This window comes from Leifsonia sp. T36S-04 (genome assembly GCF_042465655.1).
In the GTDB taxonomy this organism is placed as follows: domain Bacteria; phylum Actinomycetota; class Actinomycetes; order Actinomycetales; family Microbacteriaceae; genus Leifsonia.
Genome location: NZ_CP146286.1, coordinates 1,774,690 through 1,795,112 on the forward strand (window position 1 = coordinate 1,774,690; position 20,423 = coordinate 1,795,112).

Annotated in this window: 25 protein-coding genes; 5 read left to right on the top strand and 20 right to left on the bottom strand. The window is 69.4% G+C overall.

Annotated features, from left to right (window positions below; genetic code table 11):
* Positions 1-35: 35 nt before the first annotated feature.
* From P3F85_RS08615 to P3F85_RS08645, 7 genes are all read right to left on the bottom strand, one after another.
* Positions 36-581, bottom strand: a complete 546-nt coding sequence (locus tag P3F85_RS08615; protein ID WP_374010820.1) for a DivIVA domain-containing protein — start codon at positions 579-581, stop codon at positions 36-38.
* Between the two features lie 12 nt (positions 582-593).
* The gene (locus P3F85_RS08620) at positions 594-1,631 is read right to left on the bottom strand and encodes a phosphatidate cytidylyltransferase (RefSeq protein WP_374010821.1); all 1,038 of its coding nucleotides are present in this window, start codon (positions 1,629-1,631) and stop codon (positions 594-596) included.
* A 3-nt stretch (positions 1,632-1,634) separates the two neighbouring features.
* Positions 1,635-2,189 (bottom strand): ribosome recycling factor, encoded by a 555-nt coding sequence (gene frr, locus P3F85_RS08625; protein ID WP_374010822.1) that lies wholly within the window; start codon positions 2,187-2,189, stop codon positions 1,635-1,637.
* A gap of 56 nt (positions 2,190-2,245) precedes the next feature.
* Positions 2,246-2,959, bottom strand: a complete 714-nt coding sequence (gene pyrH, locus P3F85_RS08630) for a UMP kinase (RefSeq protein ID WP_374010823.1) — start codon at positions 2,957-2,959, stop codon at positions 2,246-2,248.
* A 106-nt stretch (positions 2,960-3,065) separates the two neighbouring features.
* Positions 3,066-3,896 carry a translation elongation factor Ts gene (gene tsf / locus P3F85_RS08635; protein WP_374010824.1) on the bottom strand — a complete coding sequence of 277 codons (831 nt, stop codon included), beginning with the start codon at positions 3,894-3,896 and terminating at the stop codon, positions 3,066-3,068.
* 46 nt (positions 3,897-3,942) lie between these two features.
* Positions 3,943-4,899, bottom strand: coding sequence for a 30S ribosomal protein S2 (gene rpsB, locus P3F85_RS08640; protein WP_374010825.1), 957 nt, complete (start codon positions 4,897-4,899; stop codon positions 3,943-3,945).
* A gap of 239 nt (positions 4,900-5,138) precedes the next feature.
* On the bottom strand, positions 5,139-6,575 hold the full coding sequence (locus tag P3F85_RS08645) for a sugar porter family MFS transporter (protein WP_374010902.1): 1,437 nt from the start codon (positions 6,573-6,575) through the stop codon (positions 5,139-5,141).
* 297 nt (positions 6,576-6,872) lie between these two features.
* On the opposite strand from P3F85_RS08645, the gene P3F85_RS08650 reads away from it, so the two are divergent.
* The gene (locus P3F85_RS08650) at positions 6,873-7,442 is read left to right on the top strand and encodes a peptidoglycan DD-metalloendopeptidase family protein (protein WP_374010826.1); all 570 of its coding nucleotides are present in this window, start codon (positions 6,873-6,875) and stop codon (positions 7,440-7,442) included.
* A gap of 629 nt (positions 7,443-8,071) precedes the next feature.
* Here the strand turns inward: P3F85_RS08650 and P3F85_RS08655 are convergent.
* Together P3F85_RS08655 and dprA are read right to left on the bottom strand one after the other, a co-directional pair.
* Entirely contained in the window at positions 8,072-9,034 is a 963-nt protein-coding gene (locus tag P3F85_RS08655; protein WP_374010827.1) for a tyrosine recombinase XerC, read from the bottom strand.
* A gap of 73 nt (positions 9,035-9,107) precedes the next feature.
* Positions 9,108-10,409 carry a DNA-processing protein DprA gene (gene dprA, locus P3F85_RS08660; protein ID WP_374010828.1) on the bottom strand — a complete coding sequence of 434 codons (1,302 nt, stop codon included), beginning with the start codon at positions 10,407-10,409 and terminating at the stop codon, positions 9,108-9,110.
* Between dprA and P3F85_RS08665 the strand changes: the two genes are divergently transcribed.
* A complete protein-coding gene (locus tag P3F85_RS08665) occupies positions 10,408-10,611 on the top strand; it encodes a hypothetical protein (protein ID WP_374010829.1) in 204 nt (67 codons plus the stop codon). The genes dprA and P3F85_RS08665 overlap by 2 nt on opposite strands.
* 28 nt (positions 10,612-10,639) lie before the next feature.
* On the opposite strand, the gene P3F85_RS08670 is transcribed toward P3F85_RS08665, so the two are convergent.
* Complete coding sequence (locus tag P3F85_RS08670; protein ID WP_374010830.1) at positions 10,640-12,181, bottom strand: YifB family Mg chelatase-like AAA ATPase; 1,542 nt, start codon at positions 12,179-12,181, stop codon at positions 10,640-10,642.
* Complete coding sequence (locus P3F85_RS08675; RefSeq protein WP_374010831.1) at positions 12,181-12,537, bottom strand: YraN family protein; 357 nt, start codon at positions 12,535-12,537, stop codon at positions 12,181-12,183. The genes P3F85_RS08670 and P3F85_RS08675 overlap by 1 nt, the downstream gene beginning before the upstream one ends.
* Positions 12,538-12,683: 146 nt before the next feature.
* Between P3F85_RS08675 and P3F85_RS08680 the strand changes: the two genes are divergently transcribed.
* Positions 12,684-13,229, top strand: a complete 546-nt coding sequence (locus P3F85_RS08680; protein ID WP_374010832.1) for a YbhB/YbcL family Raf kinase inhibitor-like protein — start codon at positions 12,684-12,686, stop codon at positions 13,227-13,229.
* Positions 13,230-13,256: 27 nt separating this feature from the next.
* Here the strand turns inward: P3F85_RS08680 and P3F85_RS08685 are convergent, their stop codons facing one another.
* From P3F85_RS08685 to P3F85_RS08700, 4 genes are all read right to left on the bottom strand, one after another.
* A complete protein-coding gene (locus tag P3F85_RS08685; RefSeq protein WP_018190696.1) occupies positions 13,257-13,580 on the bottom strand; it encodes a DUF2469 family protein in 324 nt (107 codons plus the stop codon).
* A 43-nt stretch (positions 13,581-13,623) separates the two neighbouring features.
* A complete protein-coding gene (locus P3F85_RS08690; protein WP_374010833.1) occupies positions 13,624-14,328 on the bottom strand; it encodes a ribonuclease HII in 705 nt (234 codons plus the stop codon).
* 140 nt (positions 14,329-14,468) lie between these two features.
* The gene (gene rplS / locus P3F85_RS08695) at positions 14,469-14,816 is read right to left on the bottom strand and encodes a 50S ribosomal protein L19 (protein WP_374010834.1); all 348 of its coding nucleotides are present in this window, start codon (positions 14,814-14,816) and stop codon (positions 14,469-14,471) included.
* Between the two features lie 203 nt (positions 14,817-15,019).
* The gene (locus P3F85_RS08700; RefSeq protein WP_374010835.1) at positions 15,020-15,517 is read right to left on the bottom strand and encodes a hypothetical protein; all 498 of its coding nucleotides are present in this window, start codon (positions 15,515-15,517) and stop codon (positions 15,020-15,022) included.
* A gap of 96 nt (positions 15,518-15,613) precedes the next feature.
* On the opposite strand from P3F85_RS08700, the gene map reads away from it, so the two are divergent.
* Positions 15,614-16,378 (top strand): type I methionyl aminopeptidase, encoded by a 765-nt coding sequence (gene map / locus P3F85_RS08705; RefSeq protein WP_374010836.1) that lies wholly within the window; start codon positions 15,614-15,616, stop codon positions 16,376-16,378.
* 84 nt (positions 16,379-16,462) lie between these two features.
* Here the strand turns inward: map and trmD are convergent, their stop codons facing one another.
* Positions 16,463-17,146: a tRNA (guanosine(37)-N1)-methyltransferase TrmD gene (trmD, locus tag P3F85_RS08710; RefSeq protein WP_374010837.1), complete on the bottom strand. Its 684-nt coding sequence runs from the start codon at positions 17,144-17,146 to the stop codon at positions 16,463-16,465.
* Positions 17,147-17,163: 17 nt separating this feature from the next.
* On the bottom strand, positions 17,164-18,336 hold the full coding sequence (locus tag P3F85_RS08715) for an MFS transporter (RefSeq protein ID WP_374010903.1): 1,173 nt from the start codon (positions 18,334-18,336) through the stop codon (positions 17,164-17,166).
* 87 nt (positions 18,337-18,423) lie between these two features.
* Between P3F85_RS08715 and P3F85_RS08720 the strand changes: the two genes are divergently transcribed.
* Entirely contained in the window at positions 18,424-19,074 is a 651-nt protein-coding gene (locus P3F85_RS08720) for a GntR family transcriptional regulator (RefSeq protein ID WP_374010838.1), read from the top strand.
* A gap of 12 nt (positions 19,075-19,086) precedes the next feature.
* Here the strand turns inward: P3F85_RS08720 and P3F85_RS08725 are convergent, their stop codons facing one another.
* The 3 genes from P3F85_RS08725 to P3F85_RS08735 form a co-directional block, all read right to left on the bottom strand.
* Positions 19,087-19,479, bottom strand: a complete 393-nt coding sequence (locus tag P3F85_RS08725) for a hypothetical protein (RefSeq protein ID WP_374010839.1) — start codon at positions 19,477-19,479, stop codon at positions 19,087-19,089.
* 67 nt (positions 19,480-19,546) lie between these two features.
* Positions 19,547-20,230: a ribosome maturation factor RimM gene (rimM, locus tag P3F85_RS08730; RefSeq protein ID WP_374010840.1), complete on the bottom strand. Its 684-nt coding sequence runs from the start codon at positions 20,228-20,230 to the stop codon at positions 19,547-19,549.
* Positions 20,193-20,423, bottom strand: coding sequence for an RNA-binding protein (locus P3F85_RS08735; RefSeq protein WP_090042196.1), 231 nt, complete (start codon positions 20,421-20,423; stop codon positions 20,193-20,195). The genes rimM and P3F85_RS08735 overlap by 38 nt, the downstream gene beginning before the upstream one ends.

The window sequence follows — 20,423 nt, forward strand, 5'->3', positions numbered from 1 at the left end:
AGATCGGTCGAAAACCCAAGATTCCGCCCCCGCACTCAGCGAACCGCCAGCATGACATCGGTGACGCTGTCGAGCAGAAGATCGACCTGCACCTCCCGGTAGCCTCCGCGCTGCTCGCCGAATGTGACCGTCCGGACCTCCTCGACGCTCATCGGCCTGCCGTCCTGGAAGTACCGCACCAGCCGGTTCGCGAACCGGTCGACATCGTTGCGGTTGTACCCGAGAGTCAGGAAGCTGACGCGCTCGAAACGGTGCCCCAGCGGGCGATCGAGGCGGTTCAGCACGACCTGGGCCGTGGTGCGCGCCTCCTCGAACCAGGCGGCATCGCCCTGCCTGGCGCGTGCGGCCTCCCGCTCGCGGGCCGCGAACGCGTCCTCCAGCCGCTCCAGCGCCGCGTCGACGTGAGTGGTGGAGTAGCCGCCCTTCATCATCGCGAAGGCGGTGTGACGGATGTCGGCCGCGGTGAGATCCGGAGCCGTTTCGTCGCCGTCGTACGAGCGGCGGGCGGTCGCGAGGAACTCATCCACCTGCTCGACGTCGTAGCCCTTCGCGGACGTGGAGGTGCGGGGAAAGGTGGTCACTCGGTCATTCTTTCATCGGAAGATCAGGAACAGCACGTACGTGGCCGCAGCGGACGGAAGGATCGAGTCGAGACGATCCAGGAAGCCGCCGTGCCCCGGGAGCCACGAGCTCATGTCCTTGATCCCCAGATCGCGCTTGATCAGCGACTCTGCCAGGTCGCCCGCGGTCGCGGTGAGCAGGATGACGACGCCGAAGACGACGCCGAACCACCACGGCTCGCCGATCATGAAGACGGAGAGCAGGATGCCCGCGATGATCGCGGCCGCCGCGGCTCCGGCGAAGCCTTCCCAGGTCTTCTTGGGGCTGATCGTGGGCGCCATCGGGTGCTTGCCCCACGACAGCCCGCTGACATAGGCGCCGGTGTCGACCGACACCACGAGGATCAGGAACGCGAGCACCCACCATTCGCCGCCCTGCTCGGCCAGCAGGAGGATCGCGAAGCTGCCGAGCAGCGTCACGTACAGCTGGACGAACACGGACCACAGCACGTCCACCCCGAGCGCGCGCGCGCCGCGACGGGCCGAGGGCACGGCCGCCTCCTCCACCAGGCGCCAGACGACGATCAGGACGATTCCGGCAGAGAGAGCGACCAGCTGACCGCCCGCATGGAAGAAGAACGTCGCCGGAACGATGCCGACGGCGGCGACCACCGTGGCGATGCGCGGAACGCGTCGACCGGAACCGCGGAAGGCCTGAGCGAGCTCGAAGGCGGCGAAGCCGACCATCGCCATCCCGAAGACGAGGAACAGCTCCTTGATGAAGATCAGGCTCACGACGACCAGAGCGCCGACGACGAGTCCGATCACGGTCGCGAGGATCAAGTTACGGCCCGTGCGCTCGGCGATGCGCTCATTGGTCGCGTCGAGCTGCGCCTTGCGCACCTGGACCTGACGCTCGAAGTCGGCGCGGGTCGCCTGCACCTGCGCACGCAACTCCTCGCGCGAACGCGGCTTGGCCCGCCGAGCCGACTCGTCCGGCCCCGGCACTCTCCCGGGCGGCGTTGCCGCGACCGGCGGGATCGGCGGACCGGAACTGCTGTCGTCGCTCATCGGCTAGACCTCGAGGAGTTCGGCTTCCTTGCGCTTCAACGCCTCATCGACGGCGTCGACGTGCGTGCGCGTCAAGGTCTCGAGTTCCTTCTCGCCGCGCGACACCTCGTCGTCGCCGACCTCGCCCTTGAGCGCGTCGAGGTCGTCCTTCGCCTTGCGACGGATGTTGCGCAGAGCGACCTTCGCGTCTTCGCCCTTGCCGCGGACGATCTTCACGAACTCCTTGCGGCGATCCTCCGTCAGCTCGGGCAGCGTGACGCGGACGATCTCGCCGTCGTTGCCGACGTTGGCCGAGAGGTTCGGCATGGTGACGATGGCACGCTCGATGTCCTTGAGCGCCGACTTGTCGTACGGCGTGACCAGCAGCACGCGCGCCTCGGGGTTCTGCAACCCCGCCAGCTGAGCGAGCGGCGTGGGCGAACCGTAGTAGTCGACCAGGACCTTCTGGAAGAGCGCCGGGTTGGCGCGGCCCGCGCTCACGGTGCCGAATTCCTCCTTCGCCGCGTCGACGGTCTTGCTCATACGCTGGCGGGCATCGGAAATCACATCCGCGATCACGGTGTCTCCTTCAGATCGGTGGGTCGGTGTCTAGTCTATTGCGCTGCCGCCCGGCGTCAGCCGAGCAGAGTCCCGATCTCGGCGCCGAGGAGGGCGGCCGTCACGTTGCCCGCCGGCTCGATGCCGAAGATGCGCATCGGCATTCCGTTGTCCATGCAGAGGCTCAGTGCGGTCGAGTCGACCGCCTTGAGGTTCTGCTGCAGCGCCTCCTGGTGCGAGATCTGGTCGATCTTGCGGGCGTCCGGGTTGGTGCGGGGGTCGTCGTCGTACATACCGTCGACGCCGTTCTTGGCGACGAGGACGACGTCTGCGCTGATCTCCAGGGCACGCTGCGCAGCGACGGTGTCGGTGGAGAAGTAGGGCAGGCCCGCGCCCGCGCCGAAGATGACGACGCGCCCCTTCTCGAGGTGACGCTCCGCGCGGCGCGGGATGTACGGCTCGGCGACCTGGGTCATCGAAATCGCCGACTGGACGCGCGTCTCGGCGCCCGCCTGCTCGAGGAAGTCCTGCAGGGCGAGCGAGTTCATGACCGTGCCGAGCATGCCCATGTAGTCGGCGCGTCCCCGGTCCATTCCGCGCTGCGAGAGCTCGGCGCCCCGGAAGAAATTGCCGCCGCCGACGACGATCGCGATCTCGACATCCTGAGCCGCCTGGGCGATCTCGCGGGCGATGCCGCTGACGATGTCGGGGTTCACCCCGAGCTGACCGCCGCCGAACGCCTCACCGGACAGTTTCAGAAGGACCCTGCGTCTCTTGTTGTCTGCCGTCATGCGTGATCAACGTCCTTCCGTCGGTGGTTCTGGTTAAAGCTAGTGGGTGCCGCGCACAGAAAAGGAGTCCGGATCGTTGTCACGATCCGGACTCCTTCATCGTCTGCTACGCGCCGACCTTGAACCGGGCGAAGCCGGACACGGTGAGACCCGCGTCCTTCAGCACCTGGCTGATCGTCTGCTTGTTGTCGCGGGCGTACTCCTGCTCGAGCAGGGCGACCTGCTTGAAGTAGGCGCCGAGGCGGCCCTCGATGATCTTCGGGAGCGCGGCCTCCGGCTTGCCCTCGTTGCGCGAGATCTCCTCGACGATGCGACGCTCGTTCTCGACCTCTTCGGCCGGGACGTCCTCGCGGGTGAGGTAGGTCGGGTTCGCGAACGAGATGTGCTGCGCGATGCTGCGGGCGGTCTCCGCGTCGTCGCCGGCGTAGCCGAGCACGACACCGACCTGCGGGGGCAGGTCCTTGGAGGTCTTGTGCAGGTAGATCGCGAAGTGCTCGCCGTTCACGACGGCGATGCGGCGGAGCTCGACCTTCTCGCCGAGGATGGCGGCCTCGTCACCGATAAGCTCGGCGACGGTCTGGCTGCCGGCGGCGGCCGCAAGGGCCTCCTCCACTGTGGTGGCGCCCGCGGCGGCGGCCGCGTCGAGCACCTTCTCGGCCAGGGCGACGAACTTGTCACCCTTCGCGACGAAGTCGGTCTCGCAGGCGAGCTCGATCATCGTGGCGGTGCCGTTGCCGTTCTCCTTGGCGGTGACGAGGCCCTCGCTGGTGGAGCGGTCCGCGCGCTTGGCGTTGCCCTTCGCACCCTTCAGGCGCAGGATCTCGGTGGCCTTCTCGATGTTGCCATCGGCCTCCTCGAGCGCCTTCTTGGTGTCGACCATGCCGGTGCCGAGCTGCTCACGAAGAGCCTTGATGTCGGCGATGCTGATGTTTGCCATGTTCTGACTGGAACCTTCTGTCTCGAAGACTGTTGTTGGAGGCGGACTACTTGGACTCGGCGTCGGCCGCAGCGTCCGCCTCGCCCTCGACCTCGGCGACGACATCGGCCGTCTCGGCCTCGGTCGCCTCGGCCTCGACGGCGTCGGCCTCACCCTCGGCGATGAGCTCGGCCGAATCGGCCTTCGCCTCGGCCAGGTCGGCGTCGGCCGCCTTGGTGGTCTCGGCGCTCGACTGCACCTCGTCGGTGCCCTGCAGGAGCTCCTGCTCCCACGCCGCGAGCGGCTCAGCGGGCTCGGCGCCGTCCTCGGGCTTCTGGTGACGCTGGATGAGGCCCTCGGCCGCCGCGTCGGCGACGATGCGGGTCAGCAGCGTGACGGAGCGGATGGCGTCGTCGTTGCCCGGGATCGGGTACTGGACCTCGTCCGGGTCGCAGTTCGTGTCGAGGATGCCGATGACCGGGATGCCCAGCTTCTTGGCCTCGTCGATCGCGAGGTGCTCCTTCTTGGTGTCGACCACCCAGAGCGCGCTCGGGGTCTTCGACAGGTTGCGGATGCCGCCCAGCGACTTGTGGAGCTTGTCGAGCTCGCGCTTCTTGATCAGCAGCTCCTTCTTGGTGAAGCCGCTGGTGGTGCCCTCGAAGTCGAGCTCCTCGAGCTCCTTCATGCGGGCGAGGCGCTTGGACACGGTCTGGAAGTTGGTCAGCAGACCGCCCAGCCAGCGCTGGTTGACGTAGGGCTGGCCGACGCGGGTCGCCTGCTCGGCGATCGCCTGCTGGGCCTGCTTCTTGGTGCCGACGAAGAGGATGGTGCCGCCGTGGGCGACCGTCTCGCGGACGAAGTCGTACGTCTTGTCGATGTACGCGAGCGACTGCTGCAGGTCGATGATGTAGCTGCCCGAGCGCTCGGTGAGGATGAAGCGCTTCATCTTCGGGTTCCAGCGGCGGGTCTGGTGTCCGAAGTGGACGCCGCTGTCGAGCAGCTGGCGCATGGTTACGACGGCCATTGCCGTTCTCCTTTTGTTTGCGGTTGTCTGCGACGGCCGACGGCCGCCACTCCTGGTGCCCCGCGCGCACATCCGCACCCCTCCGCCGCACGATGGAACCGTGGGGTGGAAGGGAGACCGGTGGATGCGCATGCCGTTTCGGTGAGGAAACGTCTCGGCGGAGAAGCTCTGCCTAGATTGTGGGCACGCGTAGTCACCCCGACGAGCGGAGTGCTCCAGACAGCTTAGCAGGAAAGGGGCTACGCCGAGTCGCCGCTGGACCGCACCTGCGGACCTCTGGCACGGTTGCCCGCGTTCTTGAACAGGGTCTCGGCCTGCTCCAGCGCCATGCCGTTCGTCTCGGGGATCTTGAAGAACACGAAGAAGAACGACAGCGCCGCGAAGACCGCGTACATGCCGTAGGTGAACGGGAGCGAGAAGTCCGCCATCGGCGGGAACGAGATCGTCACCAGGAAGTTCGCGATCCACTGCGCGGCGGCTGCCACGCCGAGCGCCTTTCCGCGGATCCGGCTGGGGAAGATCTCGCCCAGCAGGACCCAGACCAGCGGGCCCCAGGACGCGCCGAAGAACACGACGAACGCATTGGCGGCGACGAGAGCGATGGGCCCCCACGGGTTCGGGAGGCTGACGGCGGAGCCGTGCTTGTCGGCGAACGTGAACGAGAGCGCCATGATCCCGAGGGAGAGCGCCATGCCGACGGAGCCGGTGAGCATGATCGGCCGCCGGCCGACGCGGTCGACGAGCAGGATCGCGACGATGGTGACGACGACGTTGGTGACGGAGGTGATCACCGTGATCAGGAGCGAGTTCTTCTCGGTGAAGCCGACCGCCTGCCACAGCGTCGTCGAGTAGTAGAAGATCACGTTGATACCGACGAACTGCTGGAAGACGGACAGGATGATGCCGATCCACACGATCGGCTTCAGCCCGAAACGGTTCCCCGCGAGCGTCGCCTTCGCGCCCTCGCGGTCCTCCTTGATCGCATTCTCGATGTCACCGATCTGCCGGTCGATGTCACCTTCCGGCACAAGCGTCTGGAAGATGGCGCGGGCCTCGTCGTGGCGCCCGTTGGCGAGGAGATAACGCGGCGATTCCGGCAGCCGCAGGGCCAGGATCCCGTAGACGACGGACGGGATGACGCCGACCAGGAACATCCACCGCCACGCCTCGAGCCCCAGCCAGAGCTGGCTCGCGGCCGAGCCGGCGATCCCGGCGAGCAGCGCGTCGGACAGGAGTGCGACGAAGATACCGATCGTGATCGCGAGCTGCTGCAGCGAGGCGAGACGTCCGCGCGACTGCCGCGGCGAGATCTCGGCGATGTACGCCGGGGCGACGACCGAGGCGATGCCGATGCCCAGACCACCCACGATGCGCCACAGGCCCAGGTCCCAGGCCGAGAACGCGAGCCCGGCGCCGATCGAGCTGATGAGGAAGAGTCCCGCGCCGAGCAGCATGACCTTGAGGCGGCCCCAGCGGTCGGCCAGACGGCCCGCGATGAAGGCACCGACGGCGCAGCCGAGCAGGGCGATAGCGACGATGAAACCGGTGATGATCGCGTTCAGGCCGAAGTTGTGCTGGATCGAGTCGACCGCTCCGTTGATGACGGACGAGTCGAATCCGAAGAGGAAGCCGCCGACCGCTGCCGCGATCGCCAGCCCGGTCACGCGCCTGCGCATCTTCGCTGTCGGTAGGGGTGCCTGCTCGTCGGCCGTCGCGCTCGGATTCCTGCGTTCTTCAGTCATGTCATCCCTTTTCGGTTGTACTCGCCCCGGTGTTCGCGCCGCCCGCAGAGGGCGCCACGAGGGCGAACCACACGCTACGCCGCGAAGTGGCCGGGGGAAACCGTTTTGCTCGACTGCTGTCCCCAGCCCGGTTGGGGGTTCCCTCTCCACCGATCGCGCGACCACGATGCCCACTGCGAAATCGGCCGACAGGGTGGATGCAGTGGTCCCCTCACGTGAAAGGAGTTCCGGATGCGGCACGCTCGCTCCTGGATGGGCGACGTCGGTCGGCGCCCGCTCGCGATCGTGCGGTCGCTGGCGGTGGCCCTGACGGTGGCCGCCCTTCTCAGCGGCGCGGGCGACGGCGGCAGAGCGGTCGCAGCGACGGAACGGTCTGCGATCCCGGGGGGAGGCGGCTGGGCCTGGCCGCTCCCGTCTCATGTGCTGACGGGAGCGTACGCCGCCCCCGCGACGCGGTACGCGGCGGGACACCGGGGCATCGACCTCGCCGCGCTGCCCGGGGCGACCGTCGCGGCGCCGGATGACGCGGTCGTGCGGTTCTCGGGGGTGGTCGTCGACAGGCCTGTGCTGACGCTGGATCACGGGGGCGGGGTGCTGTCGAGCTACGAACCTGTCACCTCGGAGCTGCCGGTCGGCGCCGTCGTCGGGCGCGGCGCGGTTGTCGGCGCGGTCGCCGCCGGCGGCCACTGCGACGGAACCTGCGTGCACGTCGGCGTCCGCGTGGAGGGCGAGTATGTGTCGCCCTTGCTGTTCTTCGGCAGGGTTCCCCCCGCGGTGCTGCTCCCCCTGGCGGGCCGCTGACGCCCGTCGTGCCGTACGCGCGACGATTTGCGCCAAATAGAGGTTATGGCGTGCTCATAACCGGGATTTGGCGCAAATCTTGTGTGCGGTCGGACGCGGCAGCAGGACCACGCCGGGCGCGCCGGCGGTCGCGCTAGGCGCGCCGGTCATGGCGGGACGCGCTCGGCGCGCCGGTCGCGGGATGGCGACAGGCGCGCCGAGCGCGCGACACGCGCCTGTGGTGGCGGGTGACGCTCAGCGGGGCGGGTCGCGCAAGGCGCCGGTCGCTCTGGGCGCGCCGGTCACGCTTGCGCGTCGGTTGCGCCAGACGCGCCGGTCGCGCCAGGCGCGTCGGTTGCGCCAGAGCTGCAGGTCGCGCGGCTCGCACCAGGCGCATCGGTCGCGAGGTCGCGCTCGGCGCGGCGGGTCGCGTTCAGCGGGCCGAGATTTGTGCCAAATCGCGGTTATGAGCACGCGATAACCGGGATTTGGCGCAAATCTCGCGTGGGTCGGACGCAGCGGGACCACGCCAGGCGCGCCAGGCGCGGGTCGCGTCAGGCGCGGGTCGCGTCAAGCGCGGGTCGCGCCAAGCGCAGGTCGCGCCAAGCGCAGGTCGCGCCAAGCGCAGGTCGCGCCAAGCGCGGGTCGCGCTAGGCGCGCGGGTGGGCGATCTTGTAGGCCTCTTTGAGACGCTCGGTGGAGACGTGCGTGTAGATCTGGGTGGTGCCGAGGCTGGCGTGGCCCAGAAGTTCCTGCACCGCCCTCAGGTCCGCTCCCCCGTCGAGCAGGTGAGTCGCCGCCGTGTGACGGAGTGCATGTGGACCGGATGGTCCTCGACCGGGCACATCCGCCAGCAGCCCGGCAACGAGGTCGTAGACCGCACGGGTGCCGAGCCGCCCGCCGCGCGAGCCGAGGAAGAGCGCCGGCCCGGAGGCACGTGTGGTGAGCAGCGGGCGCCCGGCGGCGAGCCATGCGCGGATTGCACGAAGCGCCGGCACCCCGAACGGGACCACACGTTCCTTGGAGCCTTTGCCCACGACGCGGACGGTCAGCCGGTCGAGATCCACGTCGTCCACATCGAGCCCGGTGAGCTCGGAGACGCGGATCCCCGCAGCGTAGAGCAGCTCGACGACGGCGACATCGCGAAGGGAACCAGCGTCGCCCTCCCCCGCCCGCACGGCGAGCTGCTCCAGGATGCCATCGATCTGCTCGCGCGTGATGACCCTCGGCAGAGTCTTGTCGGCCTTCGGTGCTCGCAGCCGGGCGGCCGCGTCGGTTGCGCCGTGAGTCGTCTCAGACCCGGCACTGCCGTCGATTCCGCGGCCGTCGTCGGCTGTGGTCGCACTTGATCGGGCGAGCCAGGCGCTGAAACCCCGCGCGGAGGCGGACCGACGGGCCAGCGTCGACTTCGCCAGCCCGCGCTGTGAAGCGTCCCACAGCCAGTCCCGGTACACGTCGAGCGTCAGGTCGTCCGGCGAGCCGATGCCGCGTCCCCGTGCGAACGCGGCGAGCGCCGACAGGTCCGACCGGTACGCACGCACCGTCTGAGGCGAGTAGCCACGTTCGATACGGAGGTGGCGCTCGTACTCGTCGATGGCGGCGGACAGGTTCACCCCTCCAGCATCGCCCTCTGCCAGTGCGCCTCGGCCCACGACGCGCGGGCCGACTAGCCACTTCTCTTCTCGATCAAGGACCACCCTCCGCGCTTTCGCGTGCTCTGTCCGCCAGGTCGAGCCGCCCCAGCACGGCGGCCACTCTCGTGAAGGGAAGTGCCACTCGGGCGGCGATCTCGTCCGCGCTCTCCGAACGCACCCGCGAGAGCGCGGAGAGAACGGCTCTCTCATCGCCGTCACCGCCCTCGCGTACCAGCGCGAACGGCGTGGCGGGATCAGGTGGTGGATTACCGCTCCCGAACGGATCCGCCAGTTCCGCCATCTCGTCGGGTGTCGTCACACAGGTCGCGGCGTACTCGCGGATCAGCCGGTGACATCCCGCGGATGCCGGAGACAGCACACTTCCCGGGACGGCACCCAGGGGCCTTCCCATGTGCGCCGCGTGGCCTGCAGTGTTGAGCGAGCCGGACCGGTGGCCCGCTTCGACGACGACCGTGGCGGTCGCCGCTGCCGCGATGAGCCGATTCCGCATCAGAAAGCGCCAGCGAGTGGGCGCCGACCCGGGCGGCAGTTCGGCGACCACCACCCCCTCCGATGCGATACGCCGCAGCAGTTCGGTGTTGCCCGCCGGATAGAGGCGGTCGGCTCCCCCTGCCAGGAAAGCGATCGTCACTCCGCCGCTCGCCAGCGTCGCCCGATGGGCAGCAGCATCGATTCCGTAGGCGCCTCCCGAGACGATCACGAAGCCGCGGTCGGACAGTCCCGCGGCGCTCTCCATCGCCACGTGCTCGCCGTACTCCGTCGAGGCCCTTGCCCCGACCAGCGCCAGCGACCGGCCCAGCCGTCCGAAGTGCCGGGCGTGCCCCCGGATCCACAACGCCAACGGAGGTCCGTCGTCCAGCCCGGCGAAACCCGCGGGCCACCATCGAGAGTCTGGAGTCAGCAGTCGGGCTCCGATTCTCGCCGCTCGCTCGATCGACCGTGCCGACTCTGCGAAGGATAGGCGCGGTCTCCACCGAGCCAGCGCCGTGGCTACACGCCGCTCAAGCGCGGCAGCGGTGTCCCGATCATTCGACGACTGTTCTTCCCAGCTCGACGGCAATCGCGCGAGCCCTTCGTCTCCCTGGTCGCGTGAGCGGACCTCGGCGAGCAGTCCCGCAGCATCCACCCCGTCCACGATCGCGTGAAGCAGGCGCACCGGCCCCAGTGCGCTCACCAGCCGACCGGCTTCGAGGTCGCCCGGCTCGATCGCGGTTCCCAGCGCTGCACGCGCGAAGCGGTCCTCTGCCAGTGCGCTACCGGCCTCCGACGTATTCTCGGAGCCGTCCGCGACCAGCACCGGTCCCAGCAGCCGGTCGAGTTCCTGCCCGCTCATGCCCGGTATCGCGGACGCCGCCGGCACCGACCCCGCCGGCACCGACCCTGCCGGCACCGACCCTGCCTGCACCGCCGGCACCGACCCTGCCGGCGCGGATCCCGCCGCCGCCGGCACCGGCACCACCGGCACCGACGCCTGCGCGTTCGCACGCGGCGCTGTCTCGCTCCCGCATTCGCTGACGCTCGCGGACACGTGCTGAGCGACAGCACAACGATCACACGCGGCGCTCATGCGCCGATCCCCCGCCGGAGGAAGAGGGCACGTCCGACATGGTCGACGTCGGGAGACGTGGCGTCGTCCAGGTCTGCCAGCGTCCAGGCGAGCCGCAGCGTGCGATCGTAGCCGCGCATCGTGATGGACCCGCGCTCCAGGGCGCGGTCGAGAGGCGCGATGGCCGTGCCCCCGAGACGACGGCTACCCGACCGGAGCCAGCTGCCGGCTACATCCGCGTTCCGGACCCACCCTGTGCCGGCCAGCCGCTCCGCTGCGCGTTCCCGCGCCGCCCCGACGCGAAGCCGGAGATCATGGCTGGTCCGAAGCGGGGCTTGCGCTTGCGAGGCCGACCTCAGTGCCGCGAGGCCGAGCCTGCGCACGCTGAGGCGGATGTCGACCCGGTCGATCAGCGGTCCGGACATGCGGGCGAGGTATCGCCTGCGCGCCATCGGAGAACAGGTGCATTCGGCATCGGACGATCCATAGTGCCCGCACGGGCACGGATTGGAGGCGAGCACCAGCTGGAACCTCGCGGGGAACGACGCGGCCCCGCGTGCCCGGTGGATCGTGATGCTGCCGCTCTCCAACGGCTGGCGCAACGCGTCGAGCACGGAGGGCGGAAACTCGGCCGCCTCGTCCAGGAACAGCACGCCATGCGTGGCCCTCACGATCGCGCCGGGGGTGATCCGCCCGCTTCCTCCCCCGACCAGCGCCGCCGCCGACGCCGTGTGGTGCGGCGCTTCGAACGGCGGCCGCCGCACCAGCTCCGCTCCCACGCCCAGGCCCGTGAGCGACCGGATGCAGGTCGCCTCGAGCGCATCCGCATCCGAAAGATCGGGCAGGAGCGAGGGCAGCCGTCGCGCCAGCATCGTCTTTCCAGCGCCGGGTGGACCCACCATGGACAGGTGGTGTCCTCCCGCCGCCGCAGCCACGAGGGCTTCGACGGCCTCTTCGTTCCCGGCCACCTCGGACATGTCCGGCTCTTCGGCGGACGATACCTCTGCGGCCGCCGGGGGTACCGGATCTTCGTCGACCGCCTCGAGGTCGGCGCCGTGGATGATCGCGGCCGAGCGCAGCCCCGTGACGCCGATCACCTCGATTCCGTCGACCAGCCGGGCTTCGTCGGCGCTTCCGGCCGGCACCAGTACGCGCGCGAACCCCGCATTCCGAGCGGCCAGCACGGACGGCAGCACCCCAGGGACCGGCCGGAGACGACCGTCGAGTCCGAGCTCTCCGACGTGGACGGCGTGCGCCGCTGCCGCGGGAGGGACCGCACCCGCGGCCGATAGCGAGGCGATCGCGATCGCCAGGTCGAATCCGGAACCCTGTTTCGGCAACGCCGCAGGTGACAGGTTGACCGTGAGCTTCTTCTGCGTGAGGGAGCATCCCGCGTTGACCGCCGCGGCCGCAACGCGCTTGCGCGACTCGCCGAGCGCGGTGTCCGGCAGGCCGATCAGCACGAACGCCGGCAGCCCCGCGGAGATATCCGCCTCGACCTCGACCACATGCCCCCGGACGCCGTCGAGAGCGATGGCGTACGTGCGTGCCAGCGTCATCACGCGATCCCGGTGAGGTGTTCGACCGTGGGGCGCTCACTCCAGGCGTCGGTGACCGCGACCGCGTCGATGCGGACTCCGCTCGAGCCCGGCTCCCGCTCTCTGCACCAGGCCGCAGCGAGCCGTCGGAGCCGCGCCACCTTGCGCGACGTGATCGCCTCGAACGGATGCCCGAACTCGAGCGACGAGCGCGTCTTCACCTCGGCGAACACCATCGTCGAGCCGTCGCGCAGCACCAGGTCGAGCTCACCTGACCGGCATCGCCAATTGCGGTCGATCAGGGCGTAGCCACGCTCCTGCAACCACTCGGCCGCGACCTGCTCGCCGCGGCGTCCCAATTCGTCTTTCTGTGCCATGTGCACCTCCGTCATCCAGCCTCGGCGGGATGCTGATCGGTAGGGCGGCGAAGGACGAATCTGTGGAAAGGATGCGGCTCGCACGGCGTGTGAACAGGTCGACGCGGACCCGCTAGCGTGGACCCACCCCCACCGAAAGGACCGCCATGCCCTGGCTCGGTCATCTCCTTCGCAACCGCCGTGCCGGAGAGGAGACGCTCGCCTGGAACCGGGAACTCCTCGACGCTCCGGCCACAATCGGCCTGACCAGCCCCGAGTTCGAGGACGGTGCCCCGATGCCCCGGCGAGCCGCGGGTCACCCGGTCGGAGACAACGTCTCACCCGCCCTCGAGTGGACGGGTGTTCCCGCCGGAACCAGGCAACTCGTCCTCGTGGTCGAAGACCGGGACGTCCCGTTCTCCCGCCCCATCGTCCATGCGGTCGCGCGCTTCGCTCCGGACCTGGAGGGAGTCGCCGAGGGCGAGCTCGGAGCAGGCTCCGTCCACGGCGCCGGGCTCGGATCGTTCCGGCGCAGGGGCTATCACGGGCCGCGTCCCATCCCGGGCCACGGCCCGCACACGTACGCCTTTCAGTTGTACGCCCTGGACCGGGCGATACCCGGGGACGACTCGCTCCGCCCGTCGACGGTGATGGCGACGATGGCAGGCCACGTGCTGGCGCGCGGCCGACTGGACGGCACCTACGAGCGGTGATTCATCCGACTCGCGGGCCCGCAGGGCTCACTCGTCGAGCGCGAGCTCCTTGGGAAGCTCGAACTCCTTCGAGGACAGCTCCTCGATGTTGACGTCTTTGAACGTCAGGACGCGCACGGACTTCACGAACCGGTCGGCGCGGTAGACATCCCACACCCAGACGTCGTTCATCGTCAGTTCGAAGTAGAAGTCGTGCTCCGTGTCGCGGCGCACGAATTCCACCTCGTTGGCGAGATAGAAACGGCGCTCCGTCTCGATCACATACTTGAACTGCGAGACGACGTCCCGGTATTCGCGATACAAAGCCAACTCGACCTCGCGGTCGTAGTCGTCGAACTCGTCTTCATCCATCGTCCGTCAAGTCTATGCCGGATACGGCGGGAGCGCGTCGCCGTCAGAAAGCTGTGGACAACGCCTCGTCTGTGGACAGCGTGTCCTCGTCGGGGAAGTCGATCAGCGCAGGCTGCTTCAGCCAGGTGAGTCTGTGCAGCTCGCTCGGCCCCAGCTCGGCGATCGCGGCGAAGTGCTCCGCGGACGAGTAGCCCTTGTTGCTGGCCCAGCCGTAGCCCAGGTAATCCCGGTCGTGGGCGATCATCATCCGGTCACGATGAACCTTCGCGATGACGGATGCGGCGGAGACCGACGCGCAGTCGCGATCCGCCTTGATGCGGGTCACGACCTTGGCCGGCCGCAGGAGGACCGGATTGAGGTAGTCGTAGTTGCCGTCGAGGATGAGGGTGCTCTCGTGCACGAGCGCACCCTGCTCCTCCAGCTGGGCGAGCGCTCGGGCTCCGGCAAGCCCCAGGCAGCGCATGATGCCGAGCGAGTCCACCTCGGCGGCCGACGCAAGGCCGACCGCGTGATACATGGCCCACTTGCGGCACAGCGGATCCAGCTTCTCGCGCACCGGCTCCGGCAGCAGCTTCGAGTCGCGAAGCCCCGGCGGGATCCGCTTGACTGCCGTGTCGATGACGACCATTCCGACCGCCACCGGGCCGGCGAGTGCACCGCGACCGACCTCGTCCACCCCCACGATCGACGTCACGCCGTCGCGGTAGAGGGCCTTCTCGAATCGCAGCGACGGCGACACCGGGGTCATCATCCGCTCGTCACTCCTCCGCTTGCCGAACCTGCCGAGGGTTTCAGGATAATCGCTCGGACGCCCGGAACCGGCCATGAAACGAGCGAGCTCCCGGTCCGAAATCGGACCGGGAGCTCGGGATGCTCGAGGAGCGGCGATCAGTTGTCGCGCTTCTCCTTGATCTTCGCCTTCTTGCCGCGAAGCTCGCGCAGGTAGTACAGCTTCGCGCGACGCACGTCACCGCGGGTGACGACCTCGATCTTGTCGATGACCGGGGAGTGAACCGGGAAGGTACGCTCGACGCCGACCTGGAAGCTGATCTTGCGGACCGTGAAGGTCTCGCGGACGCTCTCGCCGGAGCGGCCGATGACGACGCCCTGGAAGACCTGGACACGGGAGCGGGTGCCCTCGATGATGTTCACGTGCACCTTGACGGTGTCGCCCGCGCGGAAGTCAGGGATGTCCTGCTTCAGCGAAGCGGAGTCGAGCTGGTCGAGGATGTGCATGGCTGTTCGCTCTCTGTACCCGCCGCAGGTCGGGGACGGACTTGGGGGCCGGTTCGATATGGAGTGCCGGCCGTCTGAATTCGGTATGTGGGTGTCCGCGAGAAGTGCTGGCTCCCCTGTGGCAGAGCCTGGCCGCGGCACAAGGGTCAATTCTGCCATGTGCGGGGCCCGTTTGCCAAAGCGGCCGGGTTCGAGACCGCCGGTCACTCCCGGTCGCGGCGCTCCTCGATGACGATGTACTCGCCGGCGTCGACAGGGTCGCTCGCCGGATACTCGGTCACCTTCGGCTGCGCCGCCCGCTCGTAGGCGGCGAACGTCTGCTGCACGCGCGCCCGGGTCTCGGTCAGCAGCTGCCACAGCGCGACCCAGAACGTTGCGATGAAGAGCAGGATGCCCGCGACCGCGAACCATCCGGTCAGGCCCGGGACGAAGAACCCGAAGCCGATGACGGTGAGGTGCCATGCGGCGAAGAGAGCCACATCCCACCACGACACCGCTCGCTTCTCTCGCACGCTCCGGCGCGCTATGACGATGCCGCTGACGACGAGCATGGCGACGAAGAGGATGGGGCACAGCACGAGCAGCCCGAGGAAGGACCACCCGCTGCCCTGGCTGAAGGCGGCCCAGCCGACCAGCACCCAGACGGGTAGGACCACAGCAGCCGGAAACAGCCACCAGTAGAACGCCTTGCGGATGATCACGTGATCAGCGTAACGGCGCCAGCCTGTACTGGGGCTGCGGGTTTCCCGCACGCCCACCTGCAAGACTGGACGGGTACGACGTCGAGAGGAAACCGCGTGATCGAGTTGAGGACCCCCGCCGAGATCGAGCAGATGCGTCCGGCCGGGAGATTCGTCGCCGAGGTGCTGGCCGAGACCGCGGCCGCCGCCCGCGTCGGCGTCAACCTGCTGCAGCTGGACGCGCTGGCCCACGAGCTCATCCGTCGTCGCGGGGCCGAATCCTGCTACATCGACTACCACCCGTCGTTCGGCGCCAGCCCGTTCGGCAAGGTCATCTGCACCTCGGTGAACGACGCGGTCCTGCATGGTCTGCCGCACGACTACCGGCTGCAGGATGGCGACCTCCTCACCCTCGACTTCGCCGCCTCGGTCGACGGCTGGGTCGCCGACTCCGCGGTCAGTCTCGTCGTGGGCACCCCGCGCGACGAGGACCTCCGCCTCATCGACACGACCCGCCGTGCGCTCGCCGCGGGTATCGCCGCGGCACAGCCAGGCGGACGGATCGGCGACATCTCGGCAGCCATCGCCGCCGTCGCGCACGCCGAGGGGTACTCCATCAACACGCAGTTCGGCGGGCACGGCGTCGGGCGGACCATGCACGGAGACCCGCACATCTCCAACGACGGCCGGGCGGGCAGGGGCTATCCGCTCCGCCCCGGACTCGTCATCGCGATCGAGCCGTGGTTCCTGGAGACCACCGACGAGATCTACACCGACCCCGACGGCTGGACGCTCCGCAGCGCCGACGGCTCCCGCGGCGCCCACTCCGAGCACACCATCGCGATCACCGACGACGCCCCCCTCATCCTCACCGCCCCGTAGCCGCCGAGCACAGGAAAATTGTCGCCGCCGAGCCGCGAACGCAACAATTTTCCTGTGCTCGCGGGCTCCGCTCGCGGGCTCCTGTTACGGGAGGAGGTCGGGACGGACGGCGCGCGTGCGAGCCAGTTGCTGCTCGCGGCGCCAGGCGTCGACGGCGCCGTGGTTGCCCGAGAGCAGCACCGGCGGGACCTCGCGGCCCCGCCACTGCGCCGGCTTGGTGTAGCTCGGGTACTCGAGGAGGCCGTCCTCGTGCGACTCCTGCACCAGGCTCTCCGGGTTGCCCACCACGCCGGGGATGAGCCGCCCGATCGCCTCGATCATCGCCATCGTGGCGACCTCGCCGCCGTTGAGCACGTAGTCGCCGATGCTCATCAGCCGCACGCGCGCCCGCGCTGCCGTGTCGTCGAAGACGCGCTGGTCGATGCCCTCGTAGCGTCCGCAACCGAACACGAGGTGCTGCTCCTGCGCGAGCTCGCGCGCGGTCGCCTGGGTGAACACCTCGCCGGCGGGTGACGGGAAGATCACCACCGGGTCCGCTCCCGCCTCCAGGATGCCGTCCAGGGCCTCGCCCCACGGCTCCGGCTTCATGACCATCCCGGCTCCCCCGCCGTAGGGCGTGTCGTCGACGGTGCGGTGCCGGTCGTGCGTGAAGTCGCGCAGGTCGTGGACCCCCAGCTCGATCAGCCCCGTCTGACGGGCCTTGCCGAGCAGCGAGATGTCGAGCACATCGAAGAAGGTCGGGAAGATGGTGACGATGTCGATGCGCATCCTTGAAGTCTAGGAGGCTACGCGGGTACGGCGACGAGCTCCCTGTCACGCGGCACCAGCGGCGTGGCGACGGCCGGGCAGACCGCCACGAGGGCGAACGCGAGGGGGTAGCCCACCCAGCCGATCAACGCCCCGACGGCCGGACCGACGACGGACGCTGCGAGGAACTGGCCCGTGTTCTGCGCCCCGAGGGCTCGTCCCGACCAGAAGGGACCGGCGATCTCGGCGACGGACGTGTACGCGAGCCCATTGTCGGCGACGGTCACGATGGCGGCGACGATGAGAACGACCGCGGCCGCCACCGAGCCGAGCGCCGAGGCGGCCGCCATCAGCAGCATCACGCCGACGGCGCTCAGCGAGACCCAGCGCAGCGGACGGAGATGGCTGCCGACGCGGTCGCTGAGCAGGCCGACACCGATGCGGCCGATCGCGCCGGCGAACTGGCTGACTCCGATCACGATTCCTGCCGCGAGCGACGCGAAATGCAGTTGGGAGACCAGCCACACCAGACCGAAGGTCGAGACGGTGAACTGCGGCACGACGAGCAGCATGGAGACCCCGTGGATGCGCCAGAGCAGCGACGTCTCGCGGTAGGGCCTCCATACCGCCTGGGGATGCGCAGCGGCACCGTCGGCGGGGCGACGAGGGGGACGGGGCGGGTCCACGATCCCGACGGCGCACAGCACCGCCGACACCCCGCAGAGCACGGCCGGGACGACGAGGGCCGCCGCGATCCCTCCGGAGGCGGCGAGGATGGGGACGCTGATCGCAGCGATCGCCACGCCCAGCGGCTGGCACATCTGCCGGATGCCCATGGCCAGGCCGCGCCGTTCCTTGGGGAACCACCCGATGACGACCCGTCCGCTTGCCGCGTTCGGGCTGGCCGCGGCCATCCCGCCGACCAGGAACAGCGCACCGAGCGCCACGTAGGAGTCGACGAACATCGCGACGACGGCCGCCAGAGCGGTGATCGCGAGGCCCGCGGAGATCACCCACCGCTCGCCGATCCGGTCGCTCAGCGCTCCCCAGGCGATCAGGGTCAGCACCAGGCCGAGGGTGGGCGCGGACGCGAGCAGGCCCGCTTGGGCGAGGCTCAGCCCGCGCTCGGTGTGCAGCAGCGGGATGAGGAACGCGGGTGTCGAGACGAAGACCGTCGAACTGGCCTGCGCGAGCACTCCGAACGCGAGCATCAGCCACGGGCGGGGATGTCGTAGGTTTCGACCGTTCACGGGTATACCCTAGCGGTATACCACGCCGGTATACCAAAGGAGGATCCCGTGCCCGAGCAGCCGCAGGTGTACGCACGACTTCGCGCGCAGATCCTCGACCTCGACCGGGTGCCCGGGTCGCGCCTCACCGAGCGCGGTCTCGAATCCGAGCTCGGAGCGTCCCGCACCCCGCTCCGCGCCGCTCTGATGCGATTGGAGGCGGAGGGTCTCGTCGCCCGGGATGGTCGCGGCTGGCAGGTCTCCCCCATCGACCTCGGCGAGATCGCCAGTCTCAGCGAGCTGCGGGATGCCGTCGAGACCGCCGCAGTCCGGTTGAGTTGCGCGCGTGCCACCGACACGGAGATCGCCGCGGTCGCCGCCCACCTGGACGGGTTCGATCACAGCCGCTCGACCGACGACGCCGTCCGCGCGGGAACCGAGTTCCACGTCCGGCTCGCCGCGCTGTCCGGCAACCACTTCTTCGCCGATGCGGTCGACTCTGCGATGACCCGGCTCGCGCGGTCGCGCTGGCTGGTGGCGCGCAGCGACGAGGCGTGGGAGGAGCACCGCGACATCCTGCGTCTCATCGCCGCTCGGGATGCGGACGCTGCGGCCACACGCATCCACGAGCACATCGTCGGCACCCACGCCCGGCTGCTGGCGGCTCTGGATGCGGAGGCGCGCTCTCTGCGCGGCCGCGGGCTCGCGATCGTCTCCTGACGCGAGGACCGCTCAGCCGAGGATGTCGTCGACCGGCACGATCCGCACCAAAGCATCCGCTCCGGTGTACACATGCGGCGCTCCGCTCACCAGTGCGTCGCCGTGCAACCGGGTCAGGGCGACGAACTCGGCCGCCTCCGTCTGCGCCCAGCCGAGCTGATCGGCCACCCGCCAGGCGCCTTGCCGGAGCACCCGATCGCCCAGGAGCCGGACCGGCAGGCCGTCCACATGCCGTAGAAGGGCGACGGCCTCCCCTCCTTCCCTGCGCCCGGCGACGACGTCCGCGTGCAACAGCGACAGCGTCTGCGAGCGCAGCAGGGTCGGGGCGAGCAGGTGTTCGGCGCCGCTCCATTCCGCTTCGGCCAGGCGGATGGCGGCGGGAGCGTCGATCACGTAGGCGGTCATGCCGCATTCTGCGCACGCCGGTGAGGGAAACGGAAGAGGGCGACCCGTTCGGGTCGCCCTCTCAGCGTTACTTCTGGTCCTCGTCCGGCTCGGCCTCGGCTTCGCCGGCGGCTTCCGGTTCCGGCTCCGGTTCGTCGTCCGGGAGCTCCTCGAAGAGCCCGGCCGGCGGCGTGAGCGTCACGGTCCCCGCGGCGATGTCGACCTCGGGCACGATCGCCTTCACGAACGGCACGAGCACCTCGCCCGCAGGCGTGGCGACGGCCAGGAGGTCTTGCGCCGGAAGGTGGTCGACGCGCGCGATGCGGCCGACGGCCACCCCGTCGCGGATCGCCTCGAGCCCGACGAGCTGGTGGTCGTACCAGGCGTCGTCCTCGTCCGGGAGCTGCTTCTCGTCCTGGCTCACCCAGAGGATGGCCTTGGCGAGGGTCTCGGCCTCGTCACGGTCGTCGACTCCGACGAAGAAGCCGACGGCGTGGCCGTTGTACCAGCGCAGCTCGGTCAGTTCGAGCGTCTTGCCGTGCCACTTGGATGAGGTGGGCACCTGCAGCGTGAAGACGGCTCCCGGGACGAACCGCTTCTCCGGTTCGTCCGTGAACAGCTCCAGCTTCAGCGCGCCCTTGAGGCCGTGCGCCTTCGTGAGGCGGCCCACCCGCAGCTCGGTCTGACCGGGCCGGGGAGCGACCTCCTTGCGGGGCAGTTTGTGGTCCGCCACCTCAGTCGTCGACGACGTCGACGCGGACGCGACGGCCATCGGCCAGCGCCGCCACGAGAGTGCGGAGCGCCTTGGCCGTTCGGCCGGAACGGCCGATCACCCGGCCGAGGTCCTCGGGATTCACGCGAATCTCGAGGACCTCGCCACGCGGGGAGCTCTTGGCCACGACGTGGACGTCGTCAGGGTGATCGACGATCCCCTTGACCAGGTGCGTGAGCGCGGGTGCGAGCAA